Genomic DNA, 21,002 nt, shown 5'->3' with positions numbered 1-21,002 from the left:
GTAACAGCCCGTGGGATTTCGTGCTGCCGAATATGTTCGGATGTCTACCGAACATCAAAAATATTCGACGGAAAACCAATCCGAAGCCATCCGGCAGTATGCAACGCGCCGTGGCTACGAGATTGTTAAAACCTATTCCGATCGAGGCAAGAGCGGCCTGCGCATCGATGGCAGGAACGGCCTGAAGCGGCTCATCGATGATGTGCAATCCAATAATGCTGATTTCGAAGCTATTCTTGTCTACGATATTAGCCGCTGGGGTCGGTTCCAAGACGCTGACGAGAGCGCCTACTATGAGTATATCTGCAAGCGCTCCGGCATTCGCGTTGAGTATTGCGCCGAACAATTCGAAAATGATGGCAGTCCCGTCTCGACAATTGTCAAAGGCGTTAAGCGGGCTATGGCCGGCGAATACAGTCGCGAATTGTCCGCTAAAGTGTTCGCCGGACAATGCAGGCTGATCGAGCTAGGCTTTCGACAAGGCGGGCCACCCGGCTACGGTCTCCGTCGAAAACTCATCGACCAAGCGGGAAATGCTAAGGGCGAACTAGCGCCGGGCGAACACAAAAGCATCCAGACAGATCGCGTCATTTTAGTCCACGGGCCGCTCGAAGAAGTCGATACCGTGCGCTGGATTTACAAGAGCTTCATTAGCGATCATCGCTCCGAGTCGGAAATCGCAAAGCTTCTAAATGCCCGGGGGTTCCTCACCGACTACGGAAGGCCTTGGACGCGCGGAACGGTCCACCAACTCCTCACGAACGAGAAATATGTCGGCAACAACGTTTGGAACCGACGCTCTTTCAAGCTCAAAAGAAAGTACGTCACCAACTCTCCGGACATGTGGATACGTGCAACGGGCGCCTTTGCGCCCGTCATAGCTGCCGAAGATTTCATCGCTGCAAGAGAGATAATTGATAGGCGCGCCACCAAACTTTCGGACGACCAGATGCTCGAGATTTTGCAGCAAATCCTCGACGCAAACGGCCAACTATCGGGAATAATCATTGACGAGTGCGAAAACGCCCCCTCCAGTCAAAGCTACGCACGTCGTTTCGGAGGTCTAAGACGTGCTTACAAGCTGATCGGATATGCTCCGGACCGCGATGAGCGGTATGTCGCGATTAATCAGGCCTTTCGCCGCCTTCATCCAGAAATCATTTCAAACATAGTTGAGGGCATCGTTAGCCGAGGCGGCCGGGCGCGCGTTCTTCAAGATACCGGTACGCTTCTCATAAACGAAGAAGTGTTTGCTTCGATCTCTATTAGCCGGTGCCGGGCGACCCAAGCGGGAACGCCGCGTTGGATCATAAGATTGGAACGCGATCCGCGTCCCGACCTAACGATCGCCGTGCGTATGGACAGCACCAACGAGCGCCCCCGCGATTACTATCTTCTGCCGCGCATGGACATCCTCGAACAAAAGCTCCGGCTGGGTGAAAGCAACGGCATTTGGATCGAGGCTTATCGTATAGAAGATTTATCTGTTCTCTTCGAACTCGCAGCCAGGAACAAGGTAGCGGAGTTGGCAGCATGACAGAAGAAGCGGCTCAGGAAATTGAATTAATCTCCGTCGATCTAATCGACGTTCTAAATCCTCGCGTACGCTCCTCGCGTTCGTTCGATCAGATAAAGAGCAACATTTCGGTTGTAGGTCTCAAGCGGCCCATCACCGTAGCTAAACGTATCCAATCCGTTGGTGTGAGATACGATCTCGTGTGCGGCCAAGGAAGGTACGAGGCGTATTTGGCCCTCGGCGAGAAGCAAATTCCCGCGGTCGTGATTGAAGCCGACGAGCATGATTGTTTGGTTAGAAGCTTGGTAGAAAATTGCGCTCGCCGTCGCCGTGGCGCCCTGGATCTTTTTAAAGACATTCAACGCATGAAGATCCGCGGCTACTCGGTGGGAGAGATTGCCACCAAAACTGGCTTGCACTCGAACTATGTCAGCGACATCAATAGGCTTTTCGATCGCGGGGAAGAACGGCTTTTACAAGCCGTCGAAGCCGGACAGATCCCGATTAGCGTCGCGATCGAGATAGCGGAATCCGACGACGTCGGCGTGCAGAAAGCGCTCACACATGCTTACGAAAAGAAAATTCTTCGCGGCCGAAAGCTGATGGCGGTAAAGCGCCTCATCGATCGCCGCCGCCAGTACGGCAAGGGCTTCCCATCAAAATACCCGAAGCGTCAAACGGCCCTGACATCTCATGCTCTCGTCAAGACGTTTCAACAGGACGTCGACCGAAAGAGAGTGCTCATACGAAAAGCAACAGCGACCAAAGACAAGCTGATTTTTGCTGCGCACGCGCTGCGCACGCTTTTTCGCGATCAGCAGTTTCAAGCTTTGCTGCAATCCGAAGGCCTAGACAGTCTTCCTAAAAACTTGGCGTCTCGCATCGAAACAGGAGCAGTGTCGGCACAATGAACCAGAAAGCACGCGCTCCCGTTAAGCTCAGCTTCGAACGCACCACACTTCACATATCAATTCACGATATCGCGCCGCTTCATCAGATAACGCCAGCGATCAAGAAGGGCATAAAATACCGGCAAATCTGCTCATCAATCAAAGAGATTGGAATTATAGAACCACCTGTCGTCATCCGGTCGGGCCAAAAGGGCAAGTACATCATGCTTGACGGCCATCTCCGTTTAGAGGCCTGCAGGGATCTAGGTCATGAACATCTGGTTTGCTTGATCGCCACTGACGACGAAGCCTTCACGTACAACAGGCACATCAGCCGCCTCGCCAGCGTCCAAGAACACAAGATGATCATGCGAGCAATCGAGCGAGGCGTCCCGGAAAAGACCATCGCAAAGGCGTTAGACATTCGGATGCCAACGTTGCACGCCAAAACTCACATGCTTCAGGGAATATGCCCCGAAGTGGTGGAACTGCTAAAAGATAAGCACGTGCCGATTCACACGTTTGGCGTGCTCAAGAAGATGACCCCCCTTCGGCAAATCGAAGCGGCGGAGTTGATGATTTCCATGAACATCTTCTCCCAAGGATATGCCGCTTCTTTGCTTGCGAGCACGTCTAAAGAGCACCTTGTAGAGCCCGACAAACCAAAAAAGGTAAAAGGCCTGACTGAGCGACAGATGGACCTGATGGCCCGCGAATCCGCCAGCCTCGACAAAGAATTCAAAATCGTCGAGCAAACATACGGCGGCGACCACTTGGATTTGGTTTTAACGATCGGGTATCTCAGAAAGCTTGCCGATAACCCGCGAATTTCTCGCTACCTAGAACGCAACTACCAAGAAATACACGCTGAGTTCCGTCGACTGATTGATTCCGGTCAGGGAGCCGCCTGAGCCATCAATTTTCAGATTTCAATTTTCAGATTTGAAGTCCGTCTGATTGATGAGCATCGCCGCGCGCGTACGATTTGGGAGCTTGAGCTTCTGAAGCACGGCTGTAACGTGACGCTTAACAGTGTTGAGGGAACAAGACAGATCTTGCGCGATCTCAACATTGCTTTTTCCCATTCCGATAAGCTTCAGGACGTCACGCTGGCGTGCGGTCAGACTTTCGATGCCGTCATAATGAATCTTCGATCTGCGCGACTTCGGTTCCTCCGCATCAAGCCGCACAAACGTTGTTGCCATCGCTTTTTGCACAAGATCCATGCTCAGCTTTTCTGGTTGAGCTTTCTGCGCTCCAGAGTTCGTCACCCAAGCCGAGATATCCGTGTGGACGAACAACGCGCCGCTTTCTTTAGAATCGGAAAGAGGCACGCCCACAACCGCAAACCAAACATCAAGGCCCAGAGTCGGCGGCGGCATTACGGCCGACAGAAGCGGACGCTCTCGGTTGAGCAACTCCTTGATCGCCGGACGATAACGTGACGCGCATTCCTGCGTGTACGCCCGGCCGATTATCCTAGGGTCGAGGGGCCTCGGCCCACAATGCTGAGCTCGTATGTCCATGATTTCCCCTACTGCGCTGACCAGTACGGCATAGGTCGGAAGATCGACAGACTTAGGATCTCGTGTTTTCATGGAATCGAGCGTAGCCAGAATCGGATGGGACTAAGCAGTTAGTACCACAAACTTCTATGCGCTCCAGCATGCGATGGCTTCGCGCTATTGAAAAACCTCCACAGAAGAACGCCAGAGGAACGCCCGTGCAAGGCGCCATCTATCTATCGACGGCATCCGCGACATGGTCCGTTATCTGCCTCTGAGAGAAAGAGGAAATAGTTCTCGGTAAAGAGCACCCCTGCAAGAAGCCGCGAAGCTGATGGTAGGCCATACGGAGCAACCGCCCGCTCGGGGTAACAGCACACAAAAATGACCTTCGTGGTGTTGATGACTTTGCGACTGATCGGGATCTCTCCGTCCGGCTTGCTCCGACACGGGTCGCGGCGGATCGCGCGGATCCTTCTTGAAGCAGACGGCATATTTGCCGCGCTTGTTATGGCAGTGGCGGTAGGTTCGTGTGTCAACCAAGACTAAAAAGCGTTCCGGGTGCGGCCTCGTGATCCAACCGACTCCCGTCTGAGGCGCGGTTGCAAGCAGCGTGCTCGATACGACGACGCCTGTGAAGAGAGACAACATGGGTGCCTCCATAAAGCTCAATTTTGATTTTGTCTGAATTGCGGATGGCCAGCGGGGGTCATGCCGGCCATCCGCGCGGTCACTTGGCCTTCTCGACCATCATGACCGTGATCTGTCCGTTGATCTTGTCAGCGCTGAACTTGATCTTGTCGCCCGCCTTCACCGTTTTCAGCATCGCTGGATCATTCGCCTTAAAAACCATCGTCATGGCGCCCATATCGAGATTGGTGATCGCCTGATGCTTGATCGTCATCTTGCCGGCAGCTGAGTCGATCTTTTTCACCACGCCGTTGATGATCGGCAGGGACTTGGCATCTTCCGCGCTCGCCGCAACGGATATCAAAGAGGCGACCACACTAGAGATAAGAAGCGCTTTCGATCTTTTCATCATACAAACTCCAGTTCACAGTTGATGTTGAGTTGTTCGCCCCATCCGGTCGGTGTCATTTGACGACGGCCTTCCCGTGCATCCCAGCTTCGTAATGGCCGGGAATTAGACAGGCGAACTCGAATTCACCCGGCTTCGAAAATCGCCAGAGCATAATAGCGTCCTTTCCGGGCTGGACGGTCTGTACATTCGGATCGTCGTGCTCCATCTCGGGATTTTTCTGCATTTCAATGCGGTGGTTCGCGTTCTGCTCCACCGATGCCAGATGGAACTCGTGCTTCAGCGAACCGCCATTGTGAATGACGAACTTCACTTGCTCTCCGAGCTTCACGTCGACTTCGGCGGGCTCATAAAGCATCGCCCCGTCCTTCTCGGAGATGGTGATCTCTTGCACGCGGAAGGGCTTGCTGGGGTCGCCGGCTTCTCCAGCGGCGAAATCATCGTCGTCTGCTGCTTCATGCGCATCTGCATAAGATATGAGTTGCGGCATCGTGCCGATTTGCGTCACGCAGCTGAAAGCGATCACCGCCGCGAACAATTGTGCCTTAAGAAGCATGAATGGTACGTCTCCTCGATTTTTCTGATCAGTGATTCATCGATCCCTTGGGCTTGATGACGCGAAGTTCCGTGTCGTTGGGCTTGACGCGGGCGGGCGCAGCCTCCTCAGCATCGGCGAGATTGCCGTTCCAGGGTCTGGCGACTGTGCCCTCAGGATGCTTGAACCAGCCCGGGTCCTTGTAATCGTTCCGGTCCAGGCCTTCCCTGATCTTCACGACTGTGAACATGCCGCCCATTTCTATTGGGCCGTATTGGCCGAAGCCCGTCATCATAGGCAGGGTGTTGTCAGGCAGCGGCATCTCCATCTCGGCCATATCGGCACCGCCGGCTTGGCCCATTGGCATGAAGCCATCCGGCACCGCCTTGGAGATCTTCGGACTCATGCTTTTGAGATCGACGCCAATGTAGGTGTTAACGTCGTGCCCCATCGCGTTCATCGCGTGGTGCGTCTTGTGGCAGTGGAAGGCCCAATCGCCGGGGTTGTCCGCAACCACGTCAAAGGCGCGCACCGCGCCAACAGGCACGTCAACCGTGGTCTCGGGCCATTGCGCGCTCTCCGGCACCCATCCACCATCGGTGCAGGTGACCGCGAAGTGATGGCCGTGCAGATGGATGGGATGGTTGGTCATGGTGAGATTGCCCATGCGCACGCGAACGCGGTCGCCAAGGCGCACGGGAAGCACGTCGATACCGGGAAAGACGCGGCTGTTCCACGTCCACATGTTGAAGTCGAGCATCTCGTTGACTTTTGGGAGGTAGGCCCCGGCGTCGACGCGGTACGCGCTCATGATGAAGACAAAATCACGATCAACCGGCCGGTACGCCCGGTCTTTGGGATGGACGACGAACATGCCCATCATTCCCATCGCCATTTGCACCATCTCGTCGGAGTGCGGATGGTACATGAAGGTGCCGCTGGCATTGAGCTGGAACTCGTAGACGAAAGTTTTTCCGGGCGGGATGTGCGGCTGAGTGAGCCCCCCGACTCCGTCCATGCCGTTGGGAATGATCATGCCGTGCCAGTGGACAGTCGTGTGCTCGGGAAGTTTGTTGGTGACGAAGATGCGGACCTTGTCGCCCTCAACCACCTCGATCGTGGGGCCTGGCGCTTGGCCGTTATATCCCCAGAGGTGGACCTTCATGCCGGGTGCAAACTCTCGCACCACCGGCTCAGCGACGAGATGGAACTCCTTCCAATCTCCGTTCTGCCGCCAGGGCAACGTCCAGCCATTGAGGGTAACCACCGGCTGATAATCAGGACCGCTCGACGGATGGAGCGGCGGTTGCATCAGTGGCGAAGCCTGAATAGGCGCTTCCGGAATTGACGCGGCGGCAACGCGGCCGGTCACTTGTGTTACGCTCGCTAGCGCGAGCCCGGAGGTGGCGAGAAAATTACGACGCGTGACGCTCATGACGGCATGTCCTCGTTAATCGGATTGAGATGAAACTTGCTGCGCCTCGACGGGACTGGCACCGAGCCCCCCTCCGCCGATCATCGCTACATGGAGGTCAACGTCGGCGAGCCAGAAATCGCGTTTGGCATCGATCGCCTGCATATTCGCGGAAATCCGTGCGCGGGCGTCGGTAAGAAGCCCGAACAAGTCCGAGAGCATGCCGTTGTAGTTGAGCAGCGTCTGCTCCGAGATTGTCTCGCGGAGGGGCAGGATCGTTTTCTCGTAATAGCGTGCGATATCATAAGATCCGCGATATGCCTGATAGGCCTGCCTGGCATCCGCGCGCACGTTGACTGCCTTGGCAACCAGCATGTTCACTGCATGGAGATAGGTCTCTTCCGCGCGTTTGACCTTTACCTCGCCAAAATCGTAAATCGGGATCTGGAAGCTGAGTTCGTAACCGCTTCGCGGCGTCCGCTCGCCCGGTTTGATTTCATTGCGGTCGACACCGCTGGCCTCGAGAACATCGACGAAACGCGTTGCGCGCGTGAGACCGTAATCCTTTGCGAGCGCCACCAGATTCATGCGCGCAATTTGCAGATCAATACGCGACGCCACCGCCTCAGTCTCAATCTCCGGAGCTGTGCGCGGTCTGGCAGGCAACGCCGGGAGCTTCTGAGGAAGCCGATACGCAAGTGTGCTGCCCCAAAGACCAAGTACTCTATTGAGTTTCTCACGCTCGCTACGCTGTCTCAGCCGCGCGACGGCTAGCTGGCCACTAACCTCAGCGTAAAAGGCATGTTCGCGAGCCTGTTCGAGTTTCGGCATCGCGCCGGTCTCGCCGAGTTTCTTTGCGAGTTCAGAGCTGGCATCGGCAGATGCGCGTGATTGCTCTAGGAACCTTACTGTCTGCGCGGCTGCCACCGCACGGTAATAAGCGCGGCGTGCCTCGGCAGCAGTTTGAAGCGTCGCCTCAACCGCCTTCAACTGTGCAACTTTGAACCTATCTTCGGCGATCTGTCGTCTACGCGGTAACGTCAACAGCGCGAGGATATTTTGTGTGACCTGCCGCTCGATCTCCAGCTCTGCGCCGGTCAAGTGTACGAATGAAAACGACGGTGCCGGAGGAACACTAGCTTCAATCATCTCCGCCTCTGAGACGCCGAGGTCGTTGTAAGCCGCCTGCAGCGTGCGGTTATTGAGCAAAGCCACCTCTACGGCCGCTTTGGCCGATAACGGCGCCGACAAAAGCGATTTGACCCGCGCCTGCGCAGCGGCGGCTTCCGCTTCATTTCTGATTTTTACCGCCGGCGTGCCGAGCACGCTGCCAGTTTGGTCTGCGACGAGTGTCATCCCGCCATCCTTCGAAAAATGCGCGCATCCCGCGAGCAGCAGCCCTGAGATCCCGGCCAAGACACGAGTGCAGGTGCGTCTACACGTGCGCGTGTGCCAATCATTCCCCCAAATCATTCCATCCCCTCATCGCGCATTCCGGCGCGGCTAGTTTCCCTTTTGACTAGGCTTCGATTGCTGAGGGGCGACGCGCTTGTTCGCGTCTCCCCATGGCATCGGTTCGACCGGCACATAGACCTTGGTTCCCGCCCCCACATTGCTGTAATGGGCGGACGGAACGCGTGCGGGGCGGTCCGGCATTGGCCCGCTTACTGGCCATGGCGGCGGTGGTTCACCCCAAGCGGACATTGTTAAGACAACAGACGTGGCGACGAAGACGCGCACGAGCATCGGTACCTCGCGGAAGAGAGGTCTGACGACGAACCGATAGGTTCGACGATGACGCGTCAGACCGATTGTGTTTTTCGCTGAAAAATTCGCGTAGCGCTAAATCATGCCGCCACGACCGGCCTTTGCTAGGCCGCGCGCAAAAAGGCGCAATTAGACTCTGGGGGGCCTTTCGAGACCGAATATACGGTCAAGACTCGCGATCCCGCCGAGAAATGCTCGGACCTTCGCTCCAGCGTCAGTTAAATCATGCGCAGCGACTGACGCGCTGTTGAGGGCGGATGGCGTGCCACACGAGGAGCTGCAGTGCGACATCCCCTGGCAGCAGCACGGACCATTGCAATCGGAAATCGGAGCCCCGACATTCGAAGCTTCGATCACTGTTTCAGCAGCTAACTTTGTTTGCGTCGCTTGGTGCAAGGACCTAGCGGCGGAACTTGGCGACGAACGCTGCCCGACATGAGACACACCGCCATGCGCGCTAGCAACGGACGACCAACCGACAACGGTTAGTGCGATCACCGCCAGCATTTTAAGTAAAGCGCGCATGCTTCCAACTTATTACCAGTTCGATTCTGAACCTAAGAAATATTCCCTGGCGGTGCAAGTTAATCGCAATTCATGTGGCCGTGGGCTCCCGGAATGTGGCCGCAGCACCACGAGCTTTGAATGCAACTGCGCTCGCGACGGCCGCATTCGCCGTCGGCGATGATTTAGAAACCCTCGCGACGGTTCGAATGCTCAAATCCACGGCATACTGATGATCCCTTACCCATGGCGTCACCGCGCCGACTCGCACTTCGATGTCGTCATGAGCGGTCATAGGGCCCCAAGAGCAATCATGGGCATCACCCGTTTTGCACAAACCTTCGACGCGAATTCTGCTCGACGCACGCAGAACTCAAATGTCTTCCCGGTCAAAACCGCTTTTGGCCCGTTGCAGACATCAGGGTTCGCCGTGACACCTGACCGGTGGAGTCAGCAGTGCCGAGAAAGCGGACATTGGCTGAAATTTGGCGAGAGTGGATTACGGCGGATGAGGCAGATCCGCAGTTCACTGCTAAGCAGACCTGCCGGTTCTTCCACTCAGGGCCACAAGCAGACAATAAAGTCATCGCCGATTAAGAAAATGCCTTGGCTAGAAGCATTATGCCCCGTCGGATCGCTCGCTCATCGAGGGCCGCGTAACCGACGACGAAACCCGCAATTCCACGCTGCCTACGTCGTTTCGCTTCTGAGTATAGAGGGGAAATCGGATAGATGCCCACGCCTGCTTCTCGCGCCGTCTCGGCGAAACGCGCTTCCTGGTTCTGAGACAGGCCATTGACCCATACGACCACGTGCAATCCCGCATCTGAACCTTCGATCGTCACCGCATCACCAAAACCGTCGGAGAACGCTGCGAGTAGCGTCGCGCGACGATCAGCGTTGCGTCGTCGTGCTCGTCTGATATGGCGTTCATAAGCTCCCGTGTTGATTAGTTCTGCCAACGCCCGCTGCTCGAGTGCCGGTGCGTGGCGGTCGGCAAGGCGCTTCGCTGCCGAAAAAGCGGCCACGAGCTCGCCCGGCACCACCAGATATCCAAGCCGAAGCAGCGGAGACAGGGTCTTAGAGACCGTGCCCAGGTAGATGACATTCGCGCGGTGATCGAGCGCCTGCAGCGGCGGAACGGGACGGATATCGTAGCGAAACTCGCCATCATAGTCGTCTTCCACGATATAGGCGCCCGCGCGTTCTGCCCAGGCCAGCAGTTGCTGCCGGCGCGGCGCGGTAAGTACTCCGCCCAGCGGAAATTGATGTGAAGGCGTCACATAACAAAGCCGCGCCTGCTTGATTTCGTTCAAGCCGGTGGTCTGCATCCCCTCGTGATCTACCGGAACCTCGACCGGAACGGCGCCAACGGCTTGAAAGATCTGCCGAGCGGAAACATAACATGGATCCTCGATGATGAAGCGGTCGCCTGGATCGAGAAGGAGTCTCGCACAAAGGTCGAGGCCCTGCTGTGAACCGTTGACCACAACGATCTGCTCTGCCTCGCAGCGGAGACCTCGCCCCCGCCAGAGATAGGCTTGCAACGCGGAACGTAGCTCGATTATTCCCTGTGGAGCGCCGTAGCGCAGGCTTCCCCGCCGCTGCTGTGACGCGACCTTGAGCGCGCGCCGCCAGACGGAAAGTGGGAAATCGGATGCAGCAACGTCGCCGTAGCGGAAATCAACCGCCAATCGCCCCGCCTCGACAGGAGAAGGAGATCCTTGAAACGAGGTTATCAGTCCGGCGAGACGAGACAGCCGTCGTGGCTTCGACCGCCCGGATCTACGGCTGGATGAAGAGGGCTTTGGCGCAGGTCTTGTCGACACACGTGCGTGTCGACCTTGCGAGGTGTCGATATAGCCTTCTGCAGCCAGTTGTTCGTAGGCCGCACTGATGGTCGTCCGGGATGCGCCAAGTTCCAGCGCCAGCATTCGTGTCGAAGGCAACCGCGCGCCGAGGCCGTAAAGACCTTCCTCGATTTGTGCCTTCAGGGTCTCGTAGACCGTTCGGGTACTCGTCGTTCTATGGCTACGCGACTGGCCCATATGTTTTTCTCATAACTGGCTCTTCTCGCGGGCCAGTCTGCAGGTTATTTCCGGTCATAACAAGATCAGTCAACATCTGGAAAGTTCTCATGTATATCCCGCCTGCATTCCGGGACGATGACCTGACTCGCATTCATCAGACCATCCGCGAGTCTGGCCTTGCTACGCTTGTCACAGCGGCTGAGGGCGGCCTAACAGGCACGCCGCTGCCAATGTTCCTCGACACGAGCGAGGGCGAGAAGGGAACGCTCTACGCCCATTTGGCGCGCGCCAATCCCCAGTGGAAGGTCGCACCTTCAGGCGAAGCTATGGCGATCTTCATGGGGCCGGATGCCTACATCACGCCGTCCTGGTATGCGACCAAGCAGCAAACCGGCAAGGTCGTGCCGACATGGGATTACGTGGCCGTACACGCCTATGGTCTGGTCGAGTTCTTCGAGGACGCCGATAGCCTGCTCGATGTTATCACCCGGCTTACGAACCTGCACGAACAGACGCGTGCCGAGCCATGGGCCGTGTCCGATGCGCCTGCTGATTACATCAAGGCCCAATTGAGGGGCATCGTTGGGGTTCGGATGCCGATCACCAAGCTCGAAGGTAAACGCAAGCTGAGCCAGAACTACAGCGCAGCAGATCGAGCGGGCGTCATTGAGGGGCTTTCGCGCAGTGGTAATGCTCAAGAGGCAGCCGTCGCAGCGCTTCTGCCGCGCTGACCAACCAAATATCATTGTGGCCGACTTTTGCAGCAAGCGACGTCCGAGACGGCGCAGCAGCATGCTTTGCCGAGTTTGCTGACGTTGACGTCGACTGCGGTCTAGGTTGCTGAATCAAGGGACCTTATGACCGCATACAGCCAATGAGCGGACATAGCCTTCCGACGCAAACGGCCAAAAACAGTCGGACCGCTCGTCAGTGTTGTCACGCAGCCCGCTGCATGCGTCTCTAAATGGCCGGCGATTTTCTATTTCTATGTGCAGGCTCTTTATTTGCGTTCCAGTTGGGCACATTCTCGCTCATTTGTCGTTGACGCCATTGAGTGGGCGTCTCGCCGGTTGCCTTTCGAAAGAACGTCGAAAAATGCGCATGGGAGTGGAAGCCTGCCTCTAGAGATATCGCGCAAATCGACTGATCAGTGGTTAGGAGCAAAAATTGAGCGCACTCTATACGGCGGAATTGAACATACGCGTGGGGACTTTTGCCGGTGGCCGCTCGGAATTTTCGCGCGAAGTACATCCGGCTCATCCCCGCAACAGCAGCTAAATCAGAAAGACGGAGCGGCTCCGAGAGTTTTTCGTCGATGTAAAGTAGTACTCGCTTTAATCGCCATTTCTGCAGGGGCGACGAGGTTACCAGACGAACCTGAGATTCCGCATTGGGCGGAACATTCGACGGAATGCCGACCGAGTACGAGTTCGTCACCGCGAGCAGGGTCTGCTCAGGCTTCGTGGAAAGTCCTGGGCAAACGTCAGCGTCTGACAGGTTTTTCTCCAATCTCGATGGAATAAACCGTGACCGGCCAATATACCGCGTCGACGCTGTCATTTAGCCCGGCGACGCGATTAAGTTGCGCAGCCGGCATCCAAAGCTTCCCGCTGTCATCGATCCACATTGCGTCTACCCAGGCGAGCCGCGGGTCCGCGATAAGCGTCGAGATGCTGCCGTCTTCCGCTATTTTCAAAATGCGCGAGCGATTGGTATCGCTTGAATAGATTGTGCCGTTCGCATCGATTGCCGTGCCTCCCGTCGAAGGGGTATCGGCAAAACTTTGAACATTCCTGTCCAACGCGTCTGGCGTCAACGTCGGATCGTCCAGATAGCGCGTTTCGATCCTCGACATAGGCCCTGTGCAGGGTTGATAGAAAAGCCATTTGCCATCGGCAGAGACTTCAAGCTGATCGGCATGGATGATGATCGGTTTGCCTTCGGAGTCGCGGAGTTGCTTGCCTTCAGCCGTTAGGGGGCGATGCGCCACCGTTGAAGGATGGTTTTCCAGAATGCGGCGCGCGTTGCCGGTTTCGAGGTCTAGAACGATAATTGCCGGGCGGCCTGCGTCGGTCAGATAAGCATGCTTGCCATTAAACCTTACGTCATCGACGAAGCTCTTGCCTTGGGCGACAGTCGAAAGGTCATAGATACGCGTCACCTTGTTGTTCGCCAGATCGATGCGAATGAGTTTTGGACCTCCTGGAACGAGGGCTTTTCCAATCCCCGGCGCCCCCCGGTCGACAACCCACAACATGCCATCGGGGCCAACACGCAACGAATTTACGCCTACAAAACGGATACTACCGTCCTCGCTTGGCTTCCTGCCATTCCAGGCAGCATTCGGATAGGCAATCGGCTCGCCTGTAGTGATTTCCGCTACCTGCGGCTGCTTCGCCGTTAGGGGCTGAATAACGACAAATTTCCTCCCGGACGGAGTCGTCGTGATGCCATTGATAATTAGCGATGGCGATTGAAATTCAACGGTGAGATCGCGCATCTGTTGTGCGTTGGCCGCCGACGCCCCGCAAGACAGAAAAAACAACAATACCGGCCCCAGCGTGGATGCCGCAACGCCACGTCGTCTTCCGGCGATTGAAGTTCTCTTCATGACGCGGTCTCTATGGATGCTCACTTCAGCAACACGGGACCGGCACCAATTTTGATGCGGAATAGCGTGTAAGGCTTTTGCCGCTGGTCCTGTCCTTCATGAAATTGAGGCTGACGATGAAGCTGGTTGGCAGCGAAGTAGAGATAGCCATCGTGCGCCACCGAAAGTGTGTCCGGCCACAGGATGCGAGGATCGTGGGCGATCGTGATCCATTCGCCATCGATCTGTCTTTGCCGAATACTGTTGCGCTCGTAGTCGCCTGCGTAAACGTGACCTTGGTCATCCGCCTCAAGACCGTCGGAAGCACCTTTTTCGCCGAGATCTTTCACTGCTTTCGCGACGTCCCCGTCGTTAACAGACCGATCTCGGAGCAGTCGCGTCGGGACAGAAAAGAGATGGCGACTGGAAAGGGGACAGAAGAACAGAGTTTCGCCATCCGCTGACAACGCGATTCCGTCGGAGGCAACTGCAAATGGCGAAGGCTTGCTACCTTTCGCACGCACCGCTAGGCGTTCTCCCTCAACAACCGGAATAAAATTTGGATCGGGAGACGTGGATTTATCGCCTGTAAGTGTTCGCCAGCTTTCTCCACTGTCCAGATCGACGACGATAATGCCGCCTGGACCGCTGACGGAAGAGTCTGTGATATATGCGAATCCCGCCTTGCCCTTGCGGAGATCGAAGCGCACGTCGTTGATGTACGTTGTTGGCAGAACCGAGGAGGAGGATAGCGCGATCGTCTTCACAACCTTGTTCGTCTCAAGATCGACGGCCATCAGCTTCGCAGCACCGATCAGGGGCTTGGAGAATTTTGGAGCGGCGGTATCAAGAATCCAGAGCTTGTCATCGGGACCGATAACGACACTTTGCACGCTGCTCAATGTTTGGGCGGCGCGACTGGGATCGAAGGTGTTCGTAGCCAAGTCGGGAAATGCAACGACTTTGTCGTTGCGAATTTCGCCAACCGTGAAGGGAACATTGTCACCCCATCTGGGAAAATTGATGAACATGCGGCCTTTCGCCGACACAGTAACACCGGTTGGCATGGCTTCGCGGAATTCAAAAACGGGTTCGATCGTGCCGATGGTCCGGTCGCTCGGAAGTGACGCGGAAGCGTCTGTGCTTTCTATTGTCTGCTTCTCGCCGGCTATGCTTGCGCCTAGGGTCGCACAGGAAAAGAAAATTGCAATCGTTGTTGCTTGTAGAGTTCTCATGCTCTGTCTCGCCCGTCAGGTTTCAGATGCCAGTGCGTGAAGGACAGCGTCGCGTCCGGCCGTTGCGACAGCTATATCTTGTTCGGTTGTCCCAGAACCGACGCCGATTGCACCGATAATCTCATCCTGGAATATGATCGGAAGACCGCCCCCGAGGTTGACGATATCGCCATGGCTTGCAAAGCTTAGATTTGCACCAAACTCAAATGGGATTTGTCCTGTCGGAATTCCCAGCGACGCGCTTGTGACAGCTTTTGAAATGGCTGGGTCTCGCGCTAGCGTCGCTGCACCATCGACGCGTGCGAATGCTAGAAGATTGCCGCCCGGGTCGACGACTGCGATGCATTCGGGGGCGCCTATTTCCTTTGATTTGGCGACAGCAGCCATTACCGCCGCGGCGGCGCCCTCATATGTGAGCTGTCGTTTGGCTTTCGAAAGCGACATGCGCATAATTTCTGCTCCAAGCTGAAGTATCGATGCGTGCCAACGGCGGCACTTCACTTTCCGGTGGCGGCGACAGAGGGCGCACCGTCGATCCAATCCTGCCGTTGCGGTGAAAAGAAATCCATGTCGACGGTATCTTCGGGGCAGACAAACTCGTGAGGGATGTTCGGAGGAATAACGAGAAGCGTCCCGGCTGTTAAAGTGAACTTCTTTCCCTGCGAATAGACATCGCAACGCCCCTTGAGAATCCAAGTGATCTGCTCGTTGGCGTGGTGATGAAGCGGAACCGTGCCGCCCTTTTTTACAATCCATTTCACGAACGTGGACTGTGTTCCATGGATCACTTGCCGTTGGATGAGAGGCGAGATCTGCTCGACGGGCTGATCGTCCAGCTGATAGGGGATTGGCATCATAGCGCTATGGCTAGTGATACTCGGTTGAACCCCTCGACCCGGCGCATTCGATACGGCGCTAATCAGCGATCGCGCTGGCACCATCTCATCCGCATATACAGGCCATTGTGATGAAAGGCTGAAGGCAAAAGGCAACACCGCTGACCGACGTGAACAAGACCATCTTCTGATTTTTGGCTTTTTGACATGCGCACACACGGCTCAGAAACCCTCCAGAACCATCTTGCCGAACGCTTTCCCGCTCTCGACGATCTGATGGACGCGCTTCAAAGTATCGGCGTTTATCGGACCAGCAATTTCAGAAAGCGTCGTCTTTAAAACGCCGGTGTCGACGAGGTCCGCAACGTTATCGAGCAGCTTGTGCTGCGCGACCATGTCAGCCGTCTGATAGAGTGGACGCGTAAACATCAGCTCCCAATGGACGGAGATGCTCTTTCGCTTGAACTTCACGATATCGAGCACAGCAGGATCATCGATGAGCGCAAGCTTGCCCTGCGGCAGCAGAACGCGTTCAATCTCCGGAAGATGCTTGTCCGTCGCTGTCAGACCCGCAACGTACTCGACACCAGAAATCCCAAGCGTCGCTATTTGCTCCATAAGCGGTTTGTGGTGGTCGACGACATGGTGCGCACCCATCGTCTTGCACCAAGCAATTGTTTCCGGCCGGGAGGCCGTGGCGATAACTGTCAACCCGGTCAGCTTACGAGCGATTTGGGTCAGGATGGACCCCACTCCGCCCGCTCCGTTGATAATGAGCAGCGAACCCTTCTGGTTCGTATTTCCAAATGCGACGCCTAGCCTATCGAACAAAAGTTCCCACGCCGTAATCGAGGTCAGCGGCAGGGCTGCAGCTTCGGCAAAATTCAACGTCTTTGGTTTTCTGCCGACGATGCGCTCATCGACGAGGTGAAGTTCGCTATTGGTGCCAGGGCGATCGATCGTGCCCGCATAAAATACCTCGTCTCCTGGCTTGAACATGGAGACATCCGAGCCGACGGCTTTCACAATTCCCGCAGCATCGAAGCCAAGGATTCTTGCTTGGTCGCTCGGATGTTTGCCATCAAAGTCAGGTGGCGACACAGCCGCGCGCAATTTGACATCTGCTGGATTAACCGACACGGCCTTCACCGCCACCACAATATCTCGTGGACGGGGTGTTGGATCCGGAAGTTCGATATCGATCAGCGCATCCTTAGCCGTAATCGGACCCGCAACCCTGTAGCCAATTGCCTTCATCGGAATTTCCAATAAATTCGTTTCGATGCGGCGTATATCGACGCTGCAGCAGTGCATGTGAAACGCATATTTCTAATAGGGTCAGTAAGGCTGCTAATGACATCCGCCACGCCTGATCTCGAAATCGATCTCCTTCGCGCGCTTGTTGCAGTCGCGGACGGCGGCAGCTTTACCGCCGCTGCGGACACGCTGGGGCGTACGCAATCTGCAGTGAGCCAAAAGATCAAAAGACTTGAGGATCTCGTCGGGTTGCCTGTGATTGATAGGAACAGCCGTATTTTGTCGCTCACCGCAACCGGTGCTCAGCTTCTGGTAGGGGCACGACGATTGCTCGAACTCAATGATGATATTATTCGCTCGCTGCGGGCGCCAATATCCAGCGGAACGCTTCGCGTTGGTATCTGTGAGGATTTCGTCCCTCATCAACTCTCTCGCTTACTACTGCGTTTTCAGCGGCTCTATCCCGATGTGCATCTCAACATCAACACAAGCCTCACTCACGAGCTCATGGAAGCATTCGATAACGATTCACTTGATCTCGTTATCGGAACCAAACAGTTTGATGACAGAGGGCGCATTATTTGGCGGGAGCCTATGGTCTGGTTTGCCGCCGATGATTTTCAATTCAATCTCGATCGCCCGGTTCCGCTCGTCTTGTTGCGAGAGCCGTGCATGTATCGCGATTTGATGTTCTCGACCCTCGATGCCGCCCGCCAAGAATGGACGATAGCTTGCACCGTCAGCAGCTTGATGGGCGTGCAGGCCGCGGTTGAAGGCGGGCTGGGCATATCGCTTCTCGGTCAGTCCTTCATCAAATCCAATATGAAGATTCTGCGCGTTCCCGACCATTGGCCTCCTTTGCCGAAGACGGAAATCGTCGTTCTTGGGCAAGACAACGCGCGCAGAGATCTTGCCCAACCACTCATTCAGTTTCTGATCGACGGCATGAAGGCGCCGGCGACGGTGGTCGTGTAGTCGTTCGGTCGATTGCTCCAAAGCCAAGCCTACGCTCCCTCGTACACAAGCTGCGTGAAGAAGTCCGGATCTATGACGAACTGTCCCCACTTGGCGTCGAATGCAGCAGTCGGCTTCGCCGCTATTGTTTCGTCGAGCGACTTACCGCTCTGTTTAAGCTTGGCGACAATTTCATGGATGGCTAGCAGCATATCGCGATAGGCCTGAAGCTCAGTCCGATTGCTGACGGGGTGGCCGTGCCCCGGAACGATAATGGTTTTGTCCGTTGTGGCGGCGAGGTTTGCATCAGCCGCTTTGATCATTCCCTGAATGTTGCCACCAGTTGAGTAATCAATGAACGGATAGATCCCGTTCCAATACGTGTCACCACAGTGAAGAATGTCGGCGTTGGAAAACATGACCGAGATATCGCTATCCGTATGTGCCGGCCCATAGTGCTTGAGCGCCAATGTCTCGCCATTCAGCTTCAGGGATTTCTCCGACGAAAAGACCTCCGTCGGAATGGCCGCCAAAGGCGACTCTGGGAAATTGAAGTTCCAGTCTTCGACACGTTGCGCCGAGAGAAGACGCTTGTGCGTATTTTCATGCGCAACAATTGCGGCACCCTCAGCGTTCAGCCAAGCGTTGCCATCGGCATGATCGAAGTGCCAATGCGTATTTATCAAATAGCGGATGGGCTCACTGCTGAGAGCGTTCGCCGCGTCGAGGATGCGCAGACGGGAAGCGGTAATGCCGGCGTCGATGAATACCTTTCCATCTTGCCCATGCAAAAACGCGATATTTCCTCCAGATCCTTCAAAGACAGCAACGTTCCCGCGGAGTTTGTATGTCGAGATCGGAGTCTTCGCGGCCGAATCTCTAATGAGGTCGACGAGACTGCGAGAAGCTGCAAAGGCCTCTCTTGGCGACAGCCAACCTTTGGCAAGGACACTGGCCGCACAGCACATACAGAAGCCGCGCCGTGTTATCGCGCTCGTGATTGTCGAGGTTGTCACCGAAGGTCTCCGTTCACAGGGATATTTGCGATCGACGTGGCCATGGATGCCACCCGTAAGGCAGTCCGGGTTGGCTTGCCAGCCAGCCAAATAAAAATGTTATAGGGCTGACAATTTCGTGCTTGTTCGCGCGGCGGAGGTATTCATTTCGCCAAGCAATCGCCGCGCCGTATCGACAAGCACCAACCAGGCACCGGCAAGAATGACCGTGTCTTTCAAGACAAGACGGCCTGCGCCGGACAAAAATGGAAATCCATGCTCAGTATCCCCGAGCGCCGGCACCCAAGCCTCAGGCGTGGTAAGCAAGAACGACAGCGTTACGAATGGTGTGGCGAAAGCGAGTGCTGTACCGACAAGGCCCAGACGCATCGAGAATAGTCCGGCCAATGTCAGGAAGCCGATAACAAGTTCTACGGTGCCTAGCCCCTTGGAAAAGCCGTACGTGTTATTTGATGTCTGCCATGCACGTTGCTCTGGCTTCAATTCACCCTCGTGTGTGAGGTGAATTTTGTAGTCTGCAGGATGCTCATAAAAGAACGACATCAGGGGGCTGTTCGCGACGAACGGCGTAATGCTATCGGCTTCGTACGGCACAAATTTCAGCGCGCCGATCCAAATAAACACGATTGCTATTGCGATTTTTGTAGCTGCGATCCCCATACGATAAGAGAGGGGGGATGCGATGAACTCCAAGATAGACCAGAAAAAAGTGTACATCGCCGAAAGCTCCGAGTGAACGAGACAGACCATCTCTGTTTCGCTCATCGCGAAGATACGTGTCTTTCAATTCCGCATCCAATTCTTGAAGAGCCGACGTCCGCGAGTGTTTCTAGGCGACAGAATTCATCGAGTGGCGAGCTTTTGGATGAGAAATGCACTCGACTTGCGGGCTTCCAATCTTCAGATCCTTGGCAGACGCGTACGCTTTCTTGGCCGAGCGCTGCCTCGAGCTATAAGGTGCTACGTTTGCGTGATTGCCGCTTAGGGTCGAAGATACCTGGATCGTTTGTGACGTCGGCTCCTAACCCAAATGCCGACGTCTGCCAGTGGAAGCCGACGGTAGCTCCGCATACCAAGCCGATGTCTGTAATTGGGACGGAGCGCGGGATCGTATTTTCCAACGATAAACAGTCGATTTAAGCCGAAAGCTGACAAGGATATCGGCGCTGAGGGCCAGAAGCGATCATGTCCGGCAGAGCTTTCGTAGTCGGCCACTAAGGCGTCGGAGCTTTCCGAGCGACTCGGAGGCGGCTCAGCCGTCGCCTGCGACGACCTTCGCCTCGTACTCCTCGTAAGACATGAGGCCCAATTTCTTCGCAGCCTCACGGTCTTCCGGTGAAAGGACATCTTGAACCGCAGGCAGCCGTTTCCATTCGGCGAGCGCTGCGGTCCCATCCTCCTTTGGCACATATCTTGATGTTTCGACGCGCTTGTACTTGTGTACGTAGCGTGGGCAGTTGACGAAGATCTGCAGCGGGGCCACGCGAATGAGAAAGATGGCGCCCGAATAGGCTTCGCACGATGAGCTTTCGTCGAGCCGCGCCGTCCCTTGAACCCGCAAACGGTGCGGCCGCTCGAAGTCCATGAACAACAGACCGACTTTGGGGTCTGCCGTTATGTTGCCAGCGGACAGGAACATGCCGTTGCCATCATAGCAGGGAAACACCAGCTCGTTGTTCTCGATCTGCACGAAGCCAGGCGCGCCGCCCTTGTAAGACACCGTGGGATGGCCCGTTGCGTCTACGGTGGAGAGGAAGAAAAAGTCGCGCGCGGTGATGAAGGCAATTTCCTGCTCGGTAAAGGTCGGATGGACAATCAACTCCGCCGTGCGGTCGGCGAGAGCGCGCTGATCGTAACGATCTTGGATTTTCCGATGCCAGTCGGAATATATCTCCTCGTTTTCCATCGTTCCTC

General features: G+C 55.8%; 20 protein-coding genes and 1 pseudogene. 5 read left to right on the top strand and 16 right to left on the bottom strand.

From position 1 onward, the window contains the following. The first annotated feature begins 10 nt into the window (after positions 1-10). From RLW41_RS19810 to RLW41_RS19800, 3 genes are read left to right on the top strand one after another with little or no spacing between them, the layout of a single operon-like run. Entirely contained in the window at positions 11-1,537 is a 1,527-nt protein-coding gene (locus RLW41_RS19810) for a recombinase family protein (protein WP_280949179.1), read from the top strand. Continuing rightward, the gene (locus RLW41_RS19805; protein WP_024275805.1) at positions 1,534-2,427 is read left to right on the top strand and encodes a ParB/RepB/Spo0J family partition protein; all 894 of its coding nucleotides are present in this window, start codon (positions 1,534-1,536) and stop codon (positions 2,425-2,427) included. The genes RLW41_RS19810 and RLW41_RS19805 overlap by 4 nt, the downstream gene beginning before the upstream one ends. Then, entirely contained in the window at positions 2,424-3,317 is an 894-nt protein-coding gene (locus RLW41_RS19800) for a plasmid partitioning protein RepB C-terminal domain-containing protein (protein WP_024275804.1), read from the top strand. Before RLW41_RS19805 ends, RLW41_RS19800 begins: the two co-directional genes overlap by 4 nt. Before the next feature lie 18 nt (positions 3,318-3,335). Here RLW41_RS19800 and RLW41_RS19795 read toward each other — a convergent pair whose 3' ends face one another. The 7 genes and pseudogenes from RLW41_RS19795 to RLW41_RS19765 form a co-directional block, all read right to left on the bottom strand. Next, entirely contained in the window at positions 3,336-4,004 is a 669-nt protein-coding gene (locus RLW41_RS19795) for a helix-turn-helix transcriptional regulator (RefSeq protein ID WP_029670954.1), read from the bottom strand. 637 nt (positions 4,005-4,641) lie between these two features. Continuing rightward, positions 4,642-4,953 (bottom strand): copper-binding protein, encoded by a 312-nt coding sequence (locus RLW41_RS19790; RefSeq protein WP_348623349.1) that lies wholly within the window; start codon positions 4,951-4,953, stop codon positions 4,642-4,644. 52 nt (positions 4,954-5,005) lie between these two features. Then, positions 5,006-5,506 (bottom strand): plastocyanin/azurin family copper-binding protein, encoded by a 501-nt coding sequence (locus tag RLW41_RS19785; RefSeq protein ID WP_024275801.1) that lies wholly within the window; start codon positions 5,504-5,506, stop codon positions 5,006-5,008. A gap of 28 nt (positions 5,507-5,534) precedes the next feature. Continuing rightward, positions 5,535-6,920: a multicopper oxidase family protein gene (locus RLW41_RS19780; protein ID WP_024275800.1), complete on the bottom strand. Its 1,386-nt coding sequence runs from the start codon at positions 6,918-6,920 to the stop codon at positions 5,535-5,537. A 15-nt stretch (positions 6,921-6,935) separates the two neighbouring features. Further along, on the bottom strand, positions 6,936-8,255 hold the full coding sequence (locus RLW41_RS19775; RefSeq protein ID WP_245261495.1) for a TolC family protein: 1,320 nt from the start codon (positions 8,253-8,255) through the stop codon (positions 6,936-6,938). Between the two features lie 1,508 nt (positions 8,256-9,763). Continuing rightward, positions 9,764-10,864 carry a PLP-dependent aminotransferase family protein gene (locus tag RLW41_RS19770; protein ID WP_414464622.1) on the bottom strand — a complete coding sequence of 367 codons (1,101 nt, stop codon included), beginning with the start codon at positions 10,862-10,864 and terminating at the stop codon, positions 9,764-9,766. A 144-nt stretch (positions 10,865-11,008) separates the two neighbouring features. Further along, positions 11,009-11,218: pseudogene (locus RLW41_RS19765) on the bottom strand (GntR family transcriptional regulator); the annotation flags it as partial. Positions 11,219-11,307: 89 nt separating this feature from the next. Between RLW41_RS19765 and RLW41_RS19760 the strand changes: the two are divergent. Further along, a complete protein-coding gene (locus tag RLW41_RS19760) occupies positions 11,308-11,931 on the top strand; it encodes an FMN-binding negative transcriptional regulator (RefSeq protein WP_024275792.1) in 624 nt (207 codons plus the stop codon). A gap of 229 nt (positions 11,932-12,160) precedes the next feature. On the opposite strand, the gene RLW41_RS19755 is transcribed toward RLW41_RS19760, so the two are convergent. The 6 genes from RLW41_RS19755 to RLW41_RS19730 form a co-directional block, all read right to left on the bottom strand. Then, on the bottom strand, positions 12,161-12,760 hold the full coding sequence (locus RLW41_RS19755) for a helix-turn-helix domain-containing protein (protein ID WP_081740971.1): 600 nt from the start codon (positions 12,758-12,760) through the stop codon (positions 12,161-12,163). Beyond that, complete coding sequence (locus RLW41_RS19750) at positions 12,684-13,811, bottom strand: L-dopachrome tautomerase-related protein (protein WP_024275791.1); 1,128 nt, start codon at positions 13,809-13,811, stop codon at positions 12,684-12,686. Before RLW41_RS19750 ends, RLW41_RS19755 begins: the two co-directional genes overlap by 77 nt. 20 nt (positions 13,812-13,831) lie before the next feature. Continuing rightward, positions 13,832-15,025 (bottom strand): L-dopachrome tautomerase-related protein, encoded by a 1,194-nt coding sequence (locus tag RLW41_RS19745; RefSeq protein WP_024275790.1) that lies wholly within the window; start codon positions 15,023-15,025, stop codon positions 13,832-13,834. Positions 15,026-15,040: 15 nt separating this feature from the next. Continuing rightward, positions 15,041-15,469, bottom strand: coding sequence for a heme-binding protein (locus RLW41_RS19740; protein ID WP_024275789.1), 429 nt, complete (start codon positions 15,467-15,469; stop codon positions 15,041-15,043). Positions 15,470-15,522: 53 nt separating this feature from the next. Then, on the bottom strand, positions 15,523-15,882 hold the full coding sequence (locus RLW41_RS19735; RefSeq protein ID WP_024275788.1) for a cupin domain-containing protein: 360 nt from the start codon (positions 15,880-15,882) through the stop codon (positions 15,523-15,525). 201 nt (positions 15,883-16,083) lie between these two features. Beyond that, positions 16,084-17,118: a zinc-binding alcohol dehydrogenase family protein gene (locus RLW41_RS19730; RefSeq protein ID WP_414462598.1), complete on the bottom strand. Its 1,035-nt coding sequence runs from the start codon at positions 17,116-17,118 to the stop codon at positions 16,084-16,086. 96 nt (positions 17,119-17,214) lie between these two features. Here RLW41_RS19730 and RLW41_RS19725 point away from each other — a divergent pair, with 96 nt between their 5' ends. Then, complete coding sequence (locus RLW41_RS19725) at positions 17,215-18,093, top strand: LysR substrate-binding domain-containing protein (RefSeq protein WP_024275786.1); 879 nt, start codon at positions 17,215-17,217, stop codon at positions 18,091-18,093. 29 nt (positions 18,094-18,122) lie between these two features. On the opposite strand, the gene RLW41_RS19720 is transcribed toward RLW41_RS19725, so the two are convergent. From RLW41_RS19720 to RLW41_RS19710, 3 genes are all read right to left on the bottom strand, one after another. Next, a complete protein-coding gene (locus RLW41_RS19720) occupies positions 18,123-19,040 on the bottom strand; it encodes an MBL fold metallo-hydrolase (protein WP_414464621.1) in 918 nt (305 codons plus the stop codon). 147 nt (positions 19,041-19,187) lie between these two features. Continuing rightward, on the bottom strand, positions 19,188-19,853 hold the full coding sequence (gene rclC, locus RLW41_RS19715) for a reactive chlorine resistance membrane protein RclC (protein WP_280949178.1): 666 nt from the start codon (positions 19,851-19,853) through the stop codon (positions 19,188-19,190). Positions 19,854-20,340: 487 nt separating this feature from the next. Beyond that, a complete protein-coding gene (locus RLW41_RS19710; RefSeq protein ID WP_414462597.1) occupies positions 20,341-20,994 on the bottom strand; it encodes a pyridoxamine 5'-phosphate oxidase family protein in 654 nt (217 codons plus the stop codon). Between the last annotated feature and the right edge of the window lie 8 nt (positions 20,995-21,002).

The sequence above is a fragment of the Hyphomicrobium sp. DY-1 genome (assembly GCF_047497105.1).
GTDB lineage: Bacteria > Pseudomonadota > Alphaproteobacteria > Rhizobiales > Hyphomicrobiaceae > Hyphomicrobium_B.
This window is presented reverse-complemented; position numbering and strand designations above follow the sequence as displayed.

Excerpts from the sequence above, each read along its gene's own strand:
- RLW41_RS19800 (WP_024275804.1), top strand. The coding sequence starts at position 2,424 with ATGAACCAGAAAGCACGCGCTCCCGTTAAGCTCAGCTTCGAACGCACC.
- RLW41_RS19750 (WP_024275791.1), bottom strand. The coding sequence starts at position 13,811 with ATGAAGAGAACTTCAATCGCCGGAAGACGACGTGGCGTTGCGGCATCC.
- RLW41_RS19720 (WP_414464621.1), bottom strand. The coding sequence starts at position 19,040 with ATGTGCTGTGCGGCCAGTGTCCTTGCCAAAGGTTGGCTGTCGCCAAGA.
- RLW41_RS19745 (WP_024275790.1), bottom strand. The coding sequence starts at position 15,025 with ATGAGAACTCTACAAGCAACAACGATTGCAATTTTCTTTTCCTGTGCG.
- RLW41_RS19730 (WP_414462598.1), bottom strand. The coding sequence starts at position 17,118 with ATGAAGGCAATTGGCTACAGGGTTGCGGGTCCGATTACGGCTAAGGAT.
- RLW41_RS19785 (WP_024275801.1), bottom strand. The coding sequence starts at position 5,506 with ATGCTTCTTAAGGCACAATTGTTCGCGGCGGTGATCGCTTTCAGCTGC.
- rclC (WP_280949178.1), bottom strand. The coding sequence starts at position 19,853 with ATGAGCGAAACAGAGATGGTCTGTCTCGTTCACTCGGAGCTTTCGGCG.
- RLW41_RS19760 (WP_024275792.1), top strand. The coding sequence starts at position 11,308 with ATGTATATCCCGCCTGCATTCCGGGACGATGACCTGACTCGCATTCAT.
- RLW41_RS19790 (WP_348623349.1), bottom strand. The coding sequence starts at position 4,953 with ATGATGAAAAGATCGAAAGCGCTTCTTATCTCTAGTGTGGTCGCCTCT.
- RLW41_RS19805 (WP_024275805.1), top strand. The coding sequence starts at position 1,534 with ATGACAGAAGAAGCGGCTCAGGAAATTGAATTAATCTCCGTCGATCTA.
- RLW41_RS19780 (WP_024275800.1), bottom strand. The coding sequence starts at position 6,920 with ATGAGCGTCACGCGTCGTAATTTTCTCGCCACCTCCGGGCTCGCGCTA.
- RLW41_RS19795 (WP_029670954.1), bottom strand. The coding sequence starts at position 4,004 with ATGAAAACACGAGATCCTAAGTCTGTCGATCTTCCGACCTATGCCGTA.
- RLW41_RS19710 (WP_414462597.1), bottom strand. The coding sequence starts at position 20,994 with ATGGAAAACGAGGAGATATATTCCGACTGGCATCGGAAAATCCAAGAT.
- RLW41_RS19735 (WP_024275788.1), bottom strand. The coding sequence starts at position 15,882 with ATGATGCCAATCCCCTATCAGCTGGACGATCAGCCCGTCGAGCAGATC.
- RLW41_RS19755 (WP_081740971.1), bottom strand. The coding sequence starts at position 12,760 with ATGACAGCGTCGACGCGGTATATTGGCCGGTCACGGTTTATTCCATCG.
- RLW41_RS19740 (WP_024275789.1), bottom strand. The coding sequence starts at position 15,469 with ATGTCGCTTTCGAAAGCCAAACGACAGCTCACATATGAGGGCGCCGCC.
- RLW41_RS19725 (WP_024275786.1), top strand. The coding sequence starts at position 17,215 with ATGACATCCGCCACGCCTGATCTCGAAATCGATCTCCTTCGCGCGCTT.
- RLW41_RS19775 (WP_245261495.1), bottom strand. The coding sequence starts at position 8,255 with ATGACACTCGTCGCAGACCAAACTGGCAGCGTGCTCGGCACGCCGGCG.